Annotated in this window: 11 protein-coding genes and 1 tRNA gene; 6 read left to right on the top strand and 6 right to left on the bottom strand. The window is 64.2% G+C overall.

Features of this window, described 5'->3' with window-relative positions; genetic code table 11:
* The first annotated feature begins 86 nt into the window (after positions 1-86).
* The gene (hemN, locus tag NLM33_RS25200; protein ID WP_254099795.1) at positions 87-1,439 is read left to right on the top strand and encodes an oxygen-independent coproporphyrinogen III oxidase; all 1,353 of its coding nucleotides are present in this window, start codon (positions 87-89) and stop codon (positions 1,437-1,439) included.
* A gap of 134 nt (positions 1,440-1,573) precedes the next feature.
* Positions 1,574-1,771 carry a DUF1858 domain-containing protein gene (locus NLM33_RS25195; protein ID WP_254099793.1) on the top strand — a complete coding sequence of 66 codons (198 nt, stop codon included), beginning with the start codon at positions 1,574-1,576 and terminating at the stop codon, positions 1,769-1,771.
* On the opposite strand, the gene NLM33_RS25190 is transcribed toward NLM33_RS25195, so the two are convergent.
* Positions 1,772-2,485 (bottom strand): Crp/Fnr family transcriptional regulator, encoded by a 714-nt coding sequence (locus NLM33_RS25190; protein ID WP_254099791.1) that lies wholly within the window; start codon positions 2,483-2,485, stop codon positions 1,772-1,774.
* Between the two features lie 137 nt (positions 2,486-2,622).
* Here NLM33_RS25190 and NLM33_RS25185 point away from each other — a divergent pair, with 137 nt between their 5' ends.
* Complete coding sequence (locus NLM33_RS25185) at positions 2,623-3,834, top strand: NnrS family protein (protein ID WP_254099789.1); 1,212 nt, start codon at positions 2,623-2,625, stop codon at positions 3,832-3,834.
* A 177-nt stretch (positions 3,835-4,011) separates the two neighbouring features.
* On the opposite strand, the gene NLM33_RS25180 is transcribed toward NLM33_RS25185, so the two are convergent.
* Positions 4,012-7,308 carry a PAS domain-containing sensor histidine kinase gene (locus tag NLM33_RS25180; RefSeq protein WP_254099788.1) on the bottom strand — a complete coding sequence of 1,099 codons (3,297 nt, stop codon included), beginning with the start codon at positions 7,306-7,308 and terminating at the stop codon, positions 4,012-4,014.
* 318 nt (positions 7,309-7,626) lie between these two features.
* Here NLM33_RS25180 and NLM33_RS25175 point away from each other — a divergent pair, with 318 nt between their 5' ends.
* The 3 genes from NLM33_RS25175 to NLM33_RS25165 all read left to right on the top strand — a co-directional run bounded on the left by NLM33_RS25175 (position 7,627) and on the right by NLM33_RS25165 (position 9,296).
* Positions 7,627-8,010: a phasin family protein gene (locus NLM33_RS25175; protein WP_254099785.1), complete on the top strand. Its 384-nt coding sequence runs from the start codon at positions 7,627-7,629 to the stop codon at positions 8,008-8,010.
* A gap of 506 nt (positions 8,011-8,516) precedes the next feature.
* Positions 8,517-8,951: a phasin gene (locus NLM33_RS25170; protein WP_254099783.1), complete on the top strand. Its 435-nt coding sequence runs from the start codon at positions 8,517-8,519 to the stop codon at positions 8,949-8,951.
* Between the two features lie 268 nt (positions 8,952-9,219).
* A tRNA-His gene (locus tag NLM33_RS25165) sits at positions 9,220-9,296 on the top strand.
* Between the two features lie 179 nt (positions 9,297-9,475).
* On the opposite strand, the gene NLM33_RS25160 is transcribed toward NLM33_RS25165, so the two are convergent.
* The 4 genes from NLM33_RS25160 to NLM33_RS25145 form a co-directional block, all read right to left on the bottom strand.
* Entirely contained in the window at positions 9,476-10,450 is a 975-nt protein-coding gene (locus NLM33_RS25160) for a hypothetical protein (protein ID WP_254096974.1), read from the bottom strand.
* Positions 10,443-12,446, bottom strand: coding sequence for a hypothetical protein (locus NLM33_RS25155; RefSeq protein ID WP_254096973.1), 2,004 nt, complete (start codon positions 12,444-12,446; stop codon positions 10,443-10,445). Before NLM33_RS25155 ends, NLM33_RS25160 begins: the two co-directional genes overlap by 8 nt.
* Positions 12,447-12,510: 64 nt before the next feature.
* On the bottom strand, positions 12,511-13,488 hold the full coding sequence (locus NLM33_RS25150; RefSeq protein ID WP_254096972.1) for an ATP-binding protein: 978 nt from the start codon (positions 13,486-13,488) through the stop codon (positions 12,511-12,513).
* Between the two features lie 10 nt (positions 13,489-13,498).
* Positions 13,499-15,817, bottom strand: a complete 2,319-nt coding sequence (locus NLM33_RS25145) for a hypothetical protein (protein WP_254096971.1) — start codon at positions 15,815-15,817, stop codon at positions 13,499-13,501.

The raw sequence follows: 15,817 nt of genomic DNA, 5'->3' as shown, positions 1-15,817 counted from the left end.
AGGTGGAACGGCCAAATCCGGGGTAGCCAAAGGACTTGCGGGGCGCGCGTCCCGCAAGACCTCGGACATCAGGAATGGATCAGGACATGAGAGCGGATCTCGCGGCAAGCTACGGCGACGAACGTCTGCCGCGCTACACGAGCTACCCGACCGCTCCGCATTTCTCGCCCGCGGTCGGCGCCAAGGCCTACGGCCAATGGCTCGCCGAGCTTCCCACCAATGTCAGCGCCTCGCTCTATCTGCACGTGCCGTTCTGCCGCAAGATGTGCTGGTACTGCGGCTGCCACACCCAGATCGCCCGCCGCGACGATCTGATCGCGGCCTATCAGCGGACGCTGCGCCGCGAGGTCGATCTGGTGGCCGACACGATCGGCCGTCGCATCAAGGTCACGCACATCCATTTCGGCGGCGGTACGCCGACGATCATGGCGCCCGAGGCTTTCACCGAATTGATGGCGGCGATCCGGCAGGCGTACTTCGTGCTGCCGTCGGCCGAGATCGCGATCGAGATCGATCCGCGGACGCTGACGCAAGAGATGACCGACGCGCTGGCGCTTGCCGGCGTCAACCGTGCCAGCCTCGGCGTGCAGAGCTTCGATCCGCGCGTGCAGCTTGCGATCAACCGCGTGCAGAGCTTTGAGCAGACTGCGACCGTCACCCGGAGCTTGCGGCGCGCCGGCATCAAGGGCGTCAATTTCGACCTGATCTACGGACTGCCGCACCAGACCATCGCCTCCTGTCTCGACACGGTGCGGCGCAGCCTGGAGCTCGAGCCCGACCGCTTCTCGGTGTTCGGCTATGCCCATGTGCCGACCTTCAAGAAGCACCAGCGCAAGATCGACGCGGCGGTTCTGCCCAATGGCCCGGCACGGCACGACCAGGCCTGCGCGATCGCCGACGCGCTGAAGGCGGCCGGCTATGTGCAGATCGGGCTCGACCATTTCGCACGTCCGGACGACGCCATGGCGCTGGCCTTCGCGAGCAAGACGTTGCGTCGCAATTTCCAGGGCTACACGACCGATGTGAGCGATGTGCTGCTCGGCTTCGGCGCCAGCGCCATCGGTCATCTGCCGCAGGGCTACGTCCAGAACGAGGTATCGATCGTCGCCTATGCGAAGGCCATCGAGGCCGGCCGCCTCGCAACCCTCAAGGGCTACGCGCTGACCGGCGACGACCGGCTGCGCGCCGACATCATCGAGCGCATCATGTGCGACTACGGCGCCGATCTCGGCGCGATCTGTGCCCGGCATGGCGCGCGAGCCGATAGCATGCTGCAGTCCGCGCCGCGGCTGCAGACGCTGATCTCCGACGGCGTGGTCAGGCTCGACGGCAACCAGCTCGCGGTCGCCCGGGATTCCCGCTTCCTCGTCCGCAGCGTCGCCGCCGCCTTCGACGCGCATCTGGACGCCGCCAAGCAGCTGCACAGCCGGGCGGTCTAGGTATTTTCCCATCGTCATTCCGGGCTCGCGCTTCGCGCGCCCCGGAATGACGGCGGAGGAACCGGTGCGAGCTTGCGCCTCGACAAAGAGACTGTCGACAACGCCGCTATCGTCCCATCGGAACGGAGTTACCCATGCCCTTCCGATCTGACGATCTCGTCGACGACATCATGCGCTCGGCGCCGCACACGATCCGCGTGTTCCTTCGGTTCAGGATGGCGTGCGTCGGCTGTCCGATCGCCTGCTTCCACACCGTCGACGACGCATGCCGCGAGCACGGCATCGATCGCGAAACATTCCTGGCCGCGCTGTGCGAGAACGTGCCGGCGTGATCAACGCGCCGAGCCGCCGTCCGCGCTCTGCTCGGCGAGCACGAAGATCTTGTGCGGCTCGCGCAGGATGATGCGCTGGCGCCCGCTTTCGACGAGGCCCTGGCTCTCCCAGCCGCTCAGGATACGGCTCACGGTGTGCAGCGTGGTGCCGGTCATCTGCGCGATGTCCTGGCGGCTGATCGGAAAGTCGATCTCGATGCCGTGGTCGAGCTTCTTGCCGGATTGCTTTGCAAGCCGCAGCAACGCATGCGCGACGCGCTGCTCGACCTGCTGGGTCGACATCTCCAGCACGCGGGTGTGGCTCTCCTGCAAGCGCGTGCCGACGGTCTGCAGCGTGTTGGTCGCCAGTGCCGGAAACCTCTCGACCAGCCGCGGCCAGGCGCCGGTCGGCCATGCCAGCACGACGCTGTCGTCGACCGCGGTCGCGGTCGCCGGATATTGCGTGAGCCCGATCGCCATCGCGAGCCCGAAGGTCTCGCCGGGCGCCACATAGCGCACCACGATCTGCTCGCCGGTCGGCGTGGTCTTGGCGGCGCGGACGTGGCCGTGCAGCAGCAGGAAGAAGGAATGCGCGTCCTCGCCTTGCGCAAAGACCGCACTGTTCTTCGGATGACGCGAGGAGCGCGCCTCGCACAGGATCTCCTCGAGCTCCTCGTTGGTGAAGCCGGCAAACAGCGGCAAATGAGCAACCAGTGACGGGTCGATCTTGGCCATTCTGCCTCCATGGCGCGAGCCTTTCAGGACTTTGTGATTGCACGCCATTCGGCCGGCAATTTGCGTTAGCGCAAAACCTGGTCACCCCGCGCCGGTATTTTCATGTGCAAAGCCCGATTGAGCCGGAGTTTACCGATATGGCTGGCGCCCGTACCCGCAACCACCAAGGCTGGCCGCTGCTGGCGCACAGCTTTCGCCCGTTCTTCCTGCTGGCCGCGATCCAGGCCGCCGCGTCGATCCTGGTCTGGTTGCCGCTGTTCTATGGCGAGCTGTCGCTGAGTTCCGCGTTCGCGCCGCGCGACTGGCATGTGCACGAGATGCTCTATGGCTTCCTGCCGGCCGTGATCACGGGATTCCTGTTCACGGCGATCCCGAACTGGACGGGGCGGCTGCCGATTCAGGGCACGCCACTCGCGGTGCTCGCCATCGTGTGGCTTGCGGGCCGCATTGCGGTGACGTGCTCGGCCGGGCTCGGCTGGGTCTTTGCGCTTCTCGTCGATACCGCGTTCCTGGCACTGGTCGTCGCCGCCGCCTTGCGCGAGATCTCGGCGGGGAAGAACTGGCGTAACCTGCCGGTGGTGATGCTGGTACTGCTGCTGCTCGCCGGCAACGTCGCGTTCCACCTGGAGGCGCATATCGCGGGTGCCGCGGATTACAGCATCCGAATTGGAATCGCCGTGGTCGTGCTGCTGTTACAGTTGATCGGCGGCCGCATCATCCCGAGCTTTACGCGGAACTGGCTGGTCAAGATGAATCCCGGCCGCCTGCCGGTGCCGTTCGGCCGCCTCGACGGCGGCGTGATCGGCTTGAGCGCGCTGGCGCTCGTGTGCTGGATCGTGAGCCCGTTGAGTGCCATCACCGGCGTTGCCATGGCGCTCGCCGGCGTGCTGCACATCGTGCGTCTGGCGCGCTGGGCCGGCGATCGCACCACACGCGAGCGGCTGCTGCTGATCCTGCATATCGGCTACGCCTTCGTGCCGCTCGGCTTCCTCCTGCATGCGGCGGCCGCGTTCGGCGCGCTGCCGGCAAGTGCCGGCATTCACGCCTGGATGGCGGGAGCGGCCGGCACCATGACGCTCGCGGTGATGACGCGTGCAACTCTCGGCCACACCGGGCAGGCGCTGACGGCCTCCGTCGCGACGCAAGCGATCTACGCCGCTATCGTCGTGGCGGCGCTGGCGCGCATCTGTGCCGTGATTTCGCCTGCAGATAGCGAGGTGCTGCTGCATGTCGCAGCGTTCGGCTGGATCGCGGCGTTCGCAGGCTTTGCGATCGCCTTCGGCCCGCTGCTCCTCGGCAGCAAATGGCGCGCGCTGGCCATCCCGCGCGCGGCCGTAGCGGCGCGCTGAGCTGCCCCTTACCTCGCCCCGCTTGCGGGGAGAGGTCGGATTGCATCGAAGATGCAATCCGGGTGAGGGGGAGTCTCCGCGAGTCCAACTCTTACCGTCTATGCGGATGCAGCCCCTCACCCCAACCCTCTCCCCGTAAGAACGGGGAGAGGGGGAGAAGCAGCCGTGCGCGTGGCCTTACGCCCTTGCCAGCGACGGGGCGAACACCACCTCGATCAGCGTGCCGGTGTTCGCCGCGGTCTTGATGTTGAAGCGCGCGCGGTTGGCTTCGACCAGCGCCCTGATCAGGGACAGGCTGAGGCCGGCGCTTTCCGAGGCATCCAACGGCGGCGGGGTGCGGAACGGCTCCATGGCGGCAGCGACTTCCTTCTCGGAAAGGCCATGGCCGGTGTCGCGGATGCGAAGTGCGACCTCGCCGCCGTCGGTGAGCGCGCTCGAGACGATGACCTGGCCGCCGGCGCTGGCGAGCCGGATCGAATTGCCGATCAGGTTCATGGTGATCTGCCGCAGCGCGCGGGCATCAGCCGAGACCTGCGGCAGCGCATGCGCGAGCGAGGTGCGGATGATGATGCGCTCGCGGTTGGCCTGCGGCTGCATCACCACCACGCAGGCCTCGACGAGATCGTTGAGGTTGAGATTGCCGAAGGTGAGATCGAGCTTGCCGGTCTCGATCCGCGAAAGCTCCGAGAGATCGTCGATGATCGCGATCACGCGCTCGCCGGAGGCACGGATGTCCTTCATGTAGTCGCCATAGCGTTCGTTGCCGAGCGCGCCGAAGCGCTCGGAGATCATCACCTCGGCAAACCCGATGATGGCGTTGAGCGGGGTGCGGATCTCGTGGCTGATGCGCGCCAGCATGTCGGCCTTGGCGTTCGCCGCGCCGTCGGCGAGGCGCTGCGCCTGCTTCAATTCGCTCTCGCCCTTCTTGCTCTGGGAGAGATCGCGGAACACGGCGAAGAAGTTCGGGCCGTCGGGCTGGGTGCGGCCCATGATCATGGCGAGCGGAATGACGCCGCCCTTGCTCTCGCGTCCCAGCACCTCGCGGCCGTGGTCGAGCAGGCTCGCGATGTTGTCGCCCCTGATGCTGTCGAGATAGTCGATCACCACGCGCTGGCTTTCCGGCGCGAACAGCGTCGTGAGGTTCTGCTGCAGCAGCGTCTCGCCGTCATAGCCGAACAGCGCCTCGGCGCTGCGGTTGCAGGCGTGGATGTTGCCTTCGGCATCGAACATGACGATGCCCTCGGCCGTGGTGTCGAGGATCGCGGCGAGATCTTCCGCATTGGCTTGACCGGGTTCTTGGCCGGCTTCCTGGCCAGCTTTAGGCTCCAGCTCGTCCTCGAACGCGGGCTCGGGCTCTGCCGCAGCGCTCACGGTGTGGGCAACGACAGGCGCGGCTGGCGGCAGCGCGCAGATCAGCGCATGCGCGGTGTCGCCGTCCCAAATGATGGTGTGCAGGTGCGCGTCCGTCGCGTCCGAGCCGTCGGTCGCGCTGATCGTCACCGGCGTGCCGGCCTCCGACGTGCTGCTCTCCGATGACACGCCCGGCGCGACGTAGAGTGCATCCAGCCCGCCGGCCTCCTCCAGCGCGCCCAGGCTGGGATGGCCGACGCGCGCGAGGAAGGCGGGGTTGGCGTAGAGCAGGCGGTCGAGCCGGTAGATCAGGATGCCCGTCGGCACGAGGTCGAGCAGCATGCGGTCGCGCAAGGCCTCGCCGCGCGGCGGCGGCTCGGGTTCGGTCACCAGCCACTCGGCCAGTTCGCGCGGCCTCTCCTCTGCGGGCGGAGCAGGCGGCTCCTCGATGGTCGCCTGTGTCGTCTCTTGCGGCTCGATCGAGGCTGCAGCCGCGTCCCTCTCGCGCTCGAGCCGCTCGGACAATTGCCGGGCGAGCTCGTTGAAGGCGGAGTTTTCGACCGGCGTCAGCGTCGGCAATTTGTTGTCGCCGAGCGGGCGGAATGGCACGACGTTGGGGGGCGTTTCCACTTGTCTATCCAAATCGGCTTGTTGTGAATGCGCGTCGATGATCGGTTCGGGCAGTTCGGCAATGGGCTCTGGAATGTCTGATACGGCCGGCGGCGGTTCGGCCTTCAATTCGGGCTCGGTGACGGGCTCGATCGTGTGGGCGGGCGGATCGGTGAACAGCTCGAAGCGCCTGAGCGCATCGAGCCGGTTGAGGCCGTCGAGATCGCGGCAGACGCCGAAGCCCTTGAAGCCCGCGAAGTTGCGCAACCGGTCATAGAACGGAATGCCCGCGAGCTCGACCGGCAACCGTTCGCCGCCATCGACCGGCCAGTTCACGGTGATGCCGGCCCAGGTGTCGCGGGTGGCGAGAGCCCTTGCGACGCGCCCCTCGGGATCGAGCGCAAACTCCGCTGAAATCTCCGACCACAGACGGCCGAAGCCGGCGGCGGTGTGCGTGCCCATCAGGCGGATGAAATCGTCCGAGCCGAGCACGAAGCGCCCGACCGCATCCATCTGCCACAGGAAGCGCAATGGCTGATTGCGCGGCGTGGCGGGCGCGTCCGCGGCAGGGGGCGGCTGGTCCATCGCGGCACTGATCGGCGCGGCTTTGGGCGAGACAATGTCATTGTCCGGGTTATCAACCGCATCTTCAACCGGCGCGGGCGTTGCCACCGCCGCGGTTTCGAGCGGCTCGGCGAAGGCATCAAACAGCGCGAACTCGGCCGGGGCCTCGTTGACCAGCGCCGGCTGCTCGTAGTCCGGTACCGCCGGTGCCATGGGCGCCGCAGTTTGAACGGGCTCGACCGCCGGCGCCTCGGGCGCGGGCTCCGGCGCAATGTCTCGCGGCTCCTGCGCGGGCTCTGCTGCGCCGGGCTCGTACAGCGCGACGAGACCGGTGTCGGCGCCTACGCCGACCCGTTGCAGCACCAAATGGCCGATGCCGAGCGGCGTCCTGGCCCGGCCCTGCGCGAGCGCGGTGCTGCGCGCCGCGTCGAGGCCCGCCGCGGCGAGATGGGGAATGCTGAGCAGGACGCGCGCGGTGTCGCTCGTGCCGATGAACAGGCCGTCCGGTGTGAATGCCGCCATCGGCACGCCAGCGCCTTCAACGAGGCGCTGCAGCCGTTCGACCAGCGGCATGACGCGGCCGCTCGATGACATCGCGGCGACCAGCAGGCCATGGCTGCCGTCGGGAAATTCGAGCCGCGCGCAGGCGCAGGTCATCAGCATGCCGAGCGTGCTACCGAAACCGCGCAGCCGCTCGAGCCGCACCGCGCCGCCGGGCAACAGGCGTCGGCCGAGCTGCGCCACCTGGCGGCGGTGCGGATCGGCCGGCCCGAAGATCTTTTTGGCAAGCTCGGTGGCGTTGGCTGCGCCAAAGAGTTTTGCTCCGACCGGATTGGCCCAGACCACGTGCTTGCCGTCGATCGACCACAGCCATGCGGGCAGGGGAGACGTCGCATGCACGGCCAGCCGCGGATCGTCCACGCCTTGCAACTGGAAATCCGAACTATTCATCCAACCGGCTTGTCTTGGTGGTCATGCAACTCTTGATCGCAAGGCCGCCGCGGGAATGGCAGCCTTAAGAAAGGGTTAGTATCGCCCGCCCCCGCCGGCAGGTCCACGTCCGCGGACCCTAAGAAGCGGCCATAAGCCGCGATAACCTTAATCAAGCTGAACCCGCAAGCCCGTCCGCGCGTTGCATGTGGGTAAGGGGCTGCGGGGCCCTGACGGAAGCGGGCCGCCACATCGGCCAGGCCATTCGCCGCTACGCCGGCGGCGCTTCCGAAAAAAACGGCCGACGAAGGCCGATACCAAAGCAACAGGAGTGGCAGCATGAGCGAACCAGCCCGTGAACGTTTTGAGATTCCCCAGGACATGCGATCCATGGCGGAGACGAGCTTCAAGCAGGCGCGTGATGCGTTCGAGAAATTCCTCAGCGGCGCGGAGGCCGCGGCCGGCTCGATCGAGGAGCGCGGCGAAAGCATGCGCGCCGGCGCCAGGGACCTCAACGCCCGCGCGCTCGGTTTTGCCGAGAGGAACGTGGAGGCCTCGCTCGACTACGCCGAGTCGCTGATCCACGCCAAGGATCTGTCCGAGATCATGCGGCTGCACGGCGAATATGTGCAGGCGCAGATGAAGGCGCTGGCCGAGCAGGCCAGCGAGATGGGCCAGGCCGTCAGCCGCGCCGCCATCGACGCGACCAAGCCGAAGCACTAGTCCACTGTCATTCCGGGGCGCGACGAAGTCGCGAGCCCAATCCATTTACCTGCGCGCTCCGTGGCCCGATGGATTCCAGGCTCGGGCTGCGGGCTCACTCAACCTCTCCCGCTTGCGGGGGAGGTCGGCGCGAAGCGCCGGGTGGGGGCTTTCTCCATCCAGGGATTTTCTCCGCAAACCTCGGACAATCCCGACGCGGAAACACCCTCTCCCCAACCCTCTCCCGCAAGCGGGAGAGGGAGCGGACCGCCTTCGTGGTTGCGCTTCAGCCACCCGCAACCCCAGGGTTCCCCGGCAAGGAACTACGTCCTGGCCGAGATTAAATTGCGGCGTCGCACCTCAGAATGCACTGCGATGCACAATGTTGACATGATATCCGTAGAATATCGGAGGCGCTGGGCGAGCCATCTCGTTTTAAGCGTTTCCACCTCTATCGTACCCGCCATCTTGGACGGCGGGCGCGCCAGACGGCTCACTCATTCTTCGACCATTGTGAGGGATTAACCATGACAGGTGCGACTGATCCATTCTCCGCCTCCATCATTCCGTTCGAGGTCCCGGAGCAGATGCGTGCGTTCGCTGAAAAGGGCGTGTCACAGGCCCGCGAAAGCTACGCCAAGTTCAAGGATGCTGCCGAAAGCCAGAACGGCACCATCGAGGCGGTGTTCGCCTCCGCCAACAAGGGCATCGGCGAGTACACCGCCAAGCTCATGGAATTCATGAAGGCCAACACCAGCGCGCACCTGGACTTCGCCCAGGAGCTGCTCGGCCAGAAGTCGCCGGCGGAAGCGATGGAGCTGTGGAACACCCACAGCCGCAAGCAGCTCGAGACCTTCCAGGCCCAGGCCAAGGAGCTCGCCGAGATCGGTCAGCGCGTCGCCGCCGAGACCGTCGAGCCCATCAAGGCCAACGCCTCGAAGTTCTACAAGCCCGCCGCCTGAAGCCGATCGGCACGTTAGGCATGATCCGGACCCGAAGGGCCGCGCCAGCGCAAAGTGTGCAGCGGTTTTCCGACAAGATCATGCCCAAAGAATAAGAAGCCCGGGCCCCACGGCCCGGGTTTTGTTCTGGAATAAGGTGATTTACGCCGGATTTTCGGTCGCTTGCGGCCTTGCCAAACAGGGCCGTTGCACCTAGTTTCCGGCCCGTCCAGCCCCCCTCGGCGCTTCAAGCCTTTCAGGCAGCCTCAAGGGCGGCACGCGCGAAAATGCAGTTGTAGCTCAGTTGGTTAGAGCGCCTGTCTGTGGAACAGGAGGTCGGTGGTTCGAGCCCACCCAACTGTACCAGCAAAATCAACAACTTATCCGCCCCAGGTAAGAGCGAGTCGCCCGAACTCAATAAAACCGGGGGTTCTTGAATCCGTGGTGAGTCGGATTCCGCAATAACGGTGAGTCGTTTCGCGGAAAAGCGGCGGAACCGTCCGATTCTGTCAAATCTGGAGCCCGGTCGCAAGAGCGCGCAGCCCTCAGCGGACTCGGCCAATCATCAAGAGGAGGCCACCGACCTGCGGAAGCAACGACAGCAGCAACAATCGGAGCATCGCGAAGTCCGCCGCTGTGGGATTAGCATTCCCGGCACTGAGCCAAGCGACGATCTTACTCGCGGCCTCGGTTTGCGGATCGACGGCCCGCTCGACCGAACTGACCGCAGCATTCAGCGCACGCTGACGCTCGATCACGGTTTGCTCGCGCTCGCGACAAAAGCGGCCGACGCCGCCCGCGCATTCCCTGTCACGCGACGTCATGGCATCACGTAACGCGTCCTGAGCAATCGTCACGGCAGGTGTGACGCGTGACGCGCGAGCCAGGGTGGAATCCGCGATGTTGACGGAGGCGAACCCCAGACCAGAGATCAGAGCGAAAACAAAAGAGGCGGACCATACCAGCCACGCCACTGCCGAAGTCACTCGTTGCCGTTCAAGCCAAAGCCTTGCGGCTGCTGCAGGCACCGTCAGAGCAACGACGTCATTTGCCATGCCGCCCACAACGAACGTCCAGCCTGCCAGATCGGTCGATCCGAGCGTTCGGGCGAACCACCCATTCATAACGAGGCCGACGCCGGCGAGCGCCAGTGCCGCCGTCGTTAGACAGTATGAAGCGATCGAACTCCGCTCCGTGACGTGACGGCGTGACACCGTTACTTCGTCCGCAACGCGAGACGTTACGCCTTCCGTGACGCGTGACGTCACGTCTTTCGTGACGAGTGTCACGGGTAACGCGCTGACCGTTACCGGCGTGACCGTGACGTTCGTCGTGACTGGTGGCTCGAAGGCGGCGATTTGATCGCCGATCGGGCCAGGCGAACCGATGCCGGCAGAAGCCAGCGCAATCTGGCGTTTCTCCCGCTGGCGCTGGCGAAAGGCCCGTTGTCGTTCGGCTCCCGTTTTCGGCCGGCGAGATACGTCGGTCGGCGCCGCCGGTGCAGTGCTGCTGTCACTCATCGAAAGCGGCTCCTTTCGGTTTTGACGTCTTGGACGATCGGCGGTCCGACGGGATAGTGTCGTCATCAGCCGAATGCTCGTCGAATGGCTGCTGTGTGCTCGATCCAACACCTTCACGATGTCGCGGGGCATGAACGCTTCGTTCGATGATCGGAATGACGTCTGCCCTGCGCCAGGCGAAAGTCGTCGAACGTCCAGGCGGATCGACCGAATGCGCCGGCTGTACGCCGCGGCCATCCATGATGCGCTTGACCCCTTGAACGCTGATGTTCAGCCGCCTCGCGACCGTGGAGGTAGTGACATAGCTTTCGTTGAATCGTCGGACGCTCTCCCCGTTTACCTTGTACTCCGCCTGCAGCACCCCAGCCTTGACGAACGCGACGATGTCTTCGGTCGGCATGTCGAGATACATCGTGACGTCCCGACGCGTCATCTTCGTCGGGGTAGGGGCCGGCGCAACTTCGTCGACCATTGTCTCAACGAGCCCGACGGCCTTAGCGGACAGGACCACTCGCGAAATGAAGCCGCCGCGGCGTTCCGATAGCCAATACTCAATTCGGCCATCGAGACAAAGTTGAACCAGCCTCACCAGCAGGCCGCCGCCGGCGCCGCCGGCATCCAAAACCGTTCTCATCAAAGGCTTGCCATCTTGGAAGCCGGCCGCGCTCGCATTGGCTTCGATCCTGCTTCCGAACCGTTCGATTTCGGACTTATGTACGGATGGATCGCGAAATCTTGCCAGAGCACCGGCGGCGAGGTGGATGTGGCCGGACCCAACCAATCCCTCGATCGCGAACATGGGCAGACCCGTGATCGCCACCAGGCGATCGATCAACAAAACCTCCCGACGGGCCTCCAGCAATTCAACGAGTTGCCGCTCGTTGTAATAGGTCGGGGCGAACTTCTCGTCCCCGGTCTGGATGACCTCGATGTCCTTGTTCTTCGCGAGCGAGGTCAAGAAGATCGTGGTCACATCGTACTTCGTGAGGGCCTCGCGGTAGGAGATCATCTCATCTGCACGCTCCGGAGGCGCCTGATAGCTGCGTTCGGGGGCTGACCCGCGGACGGTCTCATAGTGGCCGGCGATCGCGAGTTCGATCGCGGCCTTGACCTTCGGAAGCGCGCCGTAATTGTCACCGAAGTCGGCCAAGGGCCCGAGCTCTTTATGGCGGCCGTAGTGCCCAGTGCGCGTGCCGGCAGCATCATTCAGGATCTTCACCAGGTCGCCGAAGCCGTCTGGCCAGTTCAGAACCGCGCGAGCGGACGACATGAGGTTTTGATGCCAGTCGGGAAGAGCGAAGCACGCCGCCCCCCTCAGTTTGAACCGATCGGGAAAGCGTCTGCATAGGTGGTTGCCCAGCATGACGATCATGTCGAAGACTTCCCACCCATGCCATGACGCGAAAGCCGGGGGCAGCGCACGCATGGCGTCGGGGTGACCGGTCAGCAAGCCCGTTGCCGAGCGGTAGAGGGCTAGTTCGTCCCCAACAAGACGCGGCAATTCCAGATCCCGCAGATCCGTGGTGGGACAAAAGTCGTCGTCGAGACAGTGTTCGCAGAAAGGGATGCCCTGCGCATAATTCCAGCCGAGTGGCTTGCCGCATGCCGGGTTCGGGCAGTCGGACGTCAGCAATTCGCCGCTCTCGGGGCAGTACCGCAGCGGTCGCAGTGCCGAGAGAGCCCTGTGATGCGGCGAAACGCGAAGGGATGCAGGAGACACGCGCCGAAGAGCCGGTTCGCGCATCAAGCGTCGGACCGGCGAACCGAAATGAGAAATGAAAGTGTTCGGCAGCGAGCCCTGAACCTCGATGGGCAACTGCATTCTCGAGCGCAGTTCTGCTTCCTTGCAGCCGAAGAATTGTGCGAGGCTTTCAAGATCAACGGTTTCGCTGACCGGAAGAAAGCGTGCCCGGAGCGTCTCAAACCCGGCGAGCTCCAGCACACGGATGACCGAAGGATGCCCGTTGTCGTCGCAGGCTCGTGCGACGAAGCCCATGAGGCTTTCATCAGGTAGAGGAGTCGTCGGGATTGGGAAGGTGTTCATGGATGGGATGCCCGAACTAGTCTGCGAACGCTTCGGCATGGCTCGCGAAGTGGTTCTCCTTGATCCCGAACAGCAACTTGCCGCGATCGATGGCGACGGCGAAATGGACCGGGAGGAGGGTAGTGGCGCCGCTCTCAAGCGCGACGCGGAGGGCAGCCTTCATGATCCTCTGACACAGGCCCAGTCTTCCGCTGGCCTGGAGGAACAGGCAGCCGATGGTCTCGGCGTCCTCGAGCGTCTTCGTGCTGATGAGGATGCCCATCTTTTCGATTTCGGTTTTGAACGTCTTCAGGAAGGCGACGAACAGCGCGCGGTCGTCGGCGACGTCGGGATTGCCTCCCTTGAGGTCGAACCGGATGTGCGCTCGCTGGCCGAACTCCTCGCTCGCATCGAAAATGTCCGCGGCCTTTTGGGTTCCGAACAGCCCCAGTGCGCAGATGCCGGTGTTGAGGGTCTTCTTCATTGCGTCGATGACGCTCTTGGTACGCTTTCCGGTGTCGCTGGCGATGAAATGCTGCACCTCGTCGCAGAGGCCCAATTCGGTGCCGAGCTTGTCGGTCAATTTGCCGAAGCGGCGCCGCAGCACGGATTCGTTACCCTTCTCGGGATCGGGGTCTTTCAAGGCCGTCAGGGCATCGACGTGGAATTGTCTCTTGTTGGCGTCGACCGACAGTTCGAAGTCGAACACTGCCCGCCTGCCCACCTGCCAGTTCTCGGTTCGGCAGACATCTTCGTAGTAGGTCTTGATCACGTGAGATTTCGCCGTGCCGGACGGTCCGATGACGCAGATCAGCGGAAGCGGACTTGGCTTGATCGTCATTCCGGGGTTTTGTTTCGCGAATTCGACCATGTCGGCGCGAGACTGGTTGACTTCGGCGCGGACGATGTTCAGCGCGCGATGAATCTCGCTCAATAGTTTGTGCGGGTGGCGAATTCGCTCGAAGAGCGCTATGCGCCGTGCGATTTCATCTGGCGAATAGATTGCAGGGGTCATGGTGTAGGTCTCACACGCTGGTGTCGCCGGCGTCGGTCTTGCCGGCGTTGCGCTTGCGGAAGAAAGCTGCGAGCGAGGCGTCGACGCCCGAGGCAGGCGAAGCCGGTCCGGCCTGGACCGGCGGCGCGGGGTGGTTCGTTGCGGCATCCCGGGCAAAGGCCGCCACAAGGTCGGCCCTTTTTGCTGAGCGAAGTTCCGGAGCCGACTGCTTGGCCTCCTTCATGCGTTCCTTCGTCCGGCCGTCGACCTTCTTGCCCTTGCTCCGGCCGCGTGCGGGGCCCGGCGGCGGGACGCGATTGCCATCGGGAGCGAAAGCGGCGACGTCGATTTCGACGTCGTCCTGCGCCATCCCCCCGACCGTCGGAGGGGCCTTGGTCTTCAAGGTGATCTTGCCTTCGATGAGCTCCGAGGGTTCGTGGAGGATGCGGCGTTGCTGTTTGATAGCCTTGAACGCCGCCGCCGGTATCTGTTCCTCGACCGCTTCGCGGAGCCGGCGGCGGGCCGCCAATTGTTCGGACGGCGTCGAGAACGCGATGCTCTCCTGCTCGGTCCAGATCCGCAGGATCCGCCAGTGCCAAATCGACAGACCGGCGGCGCCTTCTCCGGCGATGTTGGGTAGGCGGATGTATTCCTTCCGGAGCTCGTTCCAGACGCTGATGGCTTCGATGTTCGCCGGATTGTACTTGAACATCACTTGGGGGTTCAGGGATGATAGAAGCGACTTGCGGCGTTTCCGCCGCGGCGCCTTGCCGCCCAGATCGTCCATCAGGGCCCCCGTGGTCTTGGGGTCGTGAAACTCCATGTTGTCGAACTTGATGCCGGACGTCGTGAGCACCCCTGTTTCCAGCGCGCCGAAGGCCTTGTCCAGGAAGTCGATGTCGCCGATGAACGGGCGCTTGTGTTTCTGCTTGGATTTTTCCCAGGCCAGCGCCGGCGGCATTCCGATCGTCGAATGGGGTTCGTAGTGGTAGACGTCGTTGATGCACATGTTGACAAGCTCGGTGAGCTTGCTCAGCGGAATGGTCGCGACCTCTTTGGGGTCGATACCAAGTTGCCGCATGACGTCTGGTTTATAGGGGATGCCGCCAGGAAGCTTATCGAGCAGCATCTTCTTGAGCGTCAGGAAGAATCTTTCGATCACGGCCTTATACTGAGGCCGAGCGACAGGAGCCCACTTGACGTGGACCTTGGCGTCCTCGCAGGCCGATTGATATGATTTTCCGGATTGGGCGAGCTCGTTGTCGACCACGACCGTGGTCGGCTTGCCCCATCCGTCAGACGAACGGACGATGGTCGGCCATCGTTCGTTGATGTCTTCCTTGGACATGTTGACGCGCTTCAAGCACGCCATCGCGGTGTAAAGACTCGGGGGTTCGTACGTGATGATGACCGCCAGGATCATCCTTGTGAAAAGGTCGATGGCGACGGTCAGCGTGGGCCTGCCCAGCGGAAGCATGAATTCGTCGTCGAGCACACACCAAGTGTCGAGGACCGTGCTGTCGATCAGAACGACCTCGAGCAGCTTGGATGCGGGTATGGGATGGTAGTTGCCGGCGAACTGTGCATCGGCGCGTGCCTTACCGAACTTCCGGCAGACCGTTTCATAGCACTCCGCCGAGTTGATGTAGGCGCGCACGGTTTCATCGCTGGGCTTGTGCAGCGGCTCGATGAGCGCGGTATCCGTGGCAAGGCGCTTTGCGGCTTCGTTGAACCAGCCATCGAATTCGGCGATCGAGTCGCTCAGATGGCGGCCGCTAGTTCCTTCTTCCCAGTGCCAATCGATGATTTTTTCCAGGAGTTTGCCAATCTCCGGATGCCAGCGCTGGCGCGTCACCGTGCCCGACTTCGAAATGAGGAACCGGGCGGTCAGTTGCTCGATATCGGGGTACTTGAGGATGTGGCGATGCATGGCGCCGGAACTCGGCATCCAGGTATGGCCGAGCTTGCGTGCCTCCGTTGCATGCTCTTCGACGAAATCGTCCAGACGAGGGTGGTGGAGGCTCGTCGGGTTTTGGTGCCATTTCTTCAGAAAGAAGAACAGCGAACGGGCGTCATTGACTGCTTTACTGTCATCCTTGCCGGGGGCGAGGTCTTTGTCACCGTCCGCGATGATGTCGCCGTTATGGTCCCGGATGATGGTGTGGGCGCGGATTTCGCATTCCTTCAAGAGCTTCCCGAATTCGTCTTCGGTGCAGGTGAACTCGGCCCCCTGGCCGGGCTCCACGGGCATGAACAGCATGCGAGCCAGTGGCAATTCGAGCGCATAGCGGTACAGGTCGCGCTTTCGTTCGATGACATCGTTTTGCTTGATGGCGAGAGAAACGGTCAC

The organism is Bradyrhizobium sp. CCGUVB1N3, assembly GCF_024199925.1.
Taxonomy (GTDB): domain Bacteria; phylum Pseudomonadota; class Alphaproteobacteria; order Rhizobiales; family Xanthobacteraceae; genus Bradyrhizobium.
This window is presented reverse-complemented; position numbering and strand designations above follow the sequence as displayed.

Bases quoted from the DNA above. Each gene is read 5' to 3' on its own strand.
- hemN (WP_254099795.1), top strand. From the start codon at position 87: ATGAGAGCGGATCTCGCGGCAAGCTACGGCGACGAACGTCTGCCGCGC.
- NLM33_RS25195 (WP_254099793.1), top strand. From the start codon at position 1,574: ATGCCCTTCCGATCTGACGATCTCGTCGACGACATCATGCGCTCGGCG.
- NLM33_RS25190 (WP_254099791.1), bottom strand. From the start codon at position 2,485: ATGGCCAAGATCGACCCGTCACTGGTTGCTCATTTGCCGCTGTTTGCC.
- NLM33_RS25185 (WP_254099789.1), top strand. From the start codon at position 2,623: ATGGCTGGCGCCCGTACCCGCAACCACCAAGGCTGGCCGCTGCTGGCG.
- NLM33_RS25180 (WP_254099788.1), bottom strand. From the start codon at position 7,308: ATGAATAGTTCGGATTTCCAGTTGCAAGGCGTGGACGATCCGCGGCTG.
- NLM33_RS25175 (WP_254099785.1), top strand. From the start codon at position 7,627: ATGAGCGAACCAGCCCGTGAACGTTTTGAGATTCCCCAGGACATGCGA.
- NLM33_RS25170 (WP_254099783.1), top strand. From the start codon at position 8,517: ATGACAGGTGCGACTGATCCATTCTCCGCCTCCATCATTCCGTTCGAG.
- NLM33_RS25160 (WP_254096974.1), bottom strand. From the start codon at position 10,450: ATGAGTGACAGCAGCACTGCACCGGCGGCGCCGACCGACGTATCTCGC.
- NLM33_RS25155 (WP_254096973.1), bottom strand. From the start codon at position 12,446: ATGGGCTTCGTCGCACGAGCCTGCGACGACAACGGGCATCCTTCGGTC.
- NLM33_RS25150 (WP_254096972.1), bottom strand. From the start codon at position 13,488: ATGACCCCTGCAATCTATTCGCCAGATGAAATCGCACGGCGCATAGCG.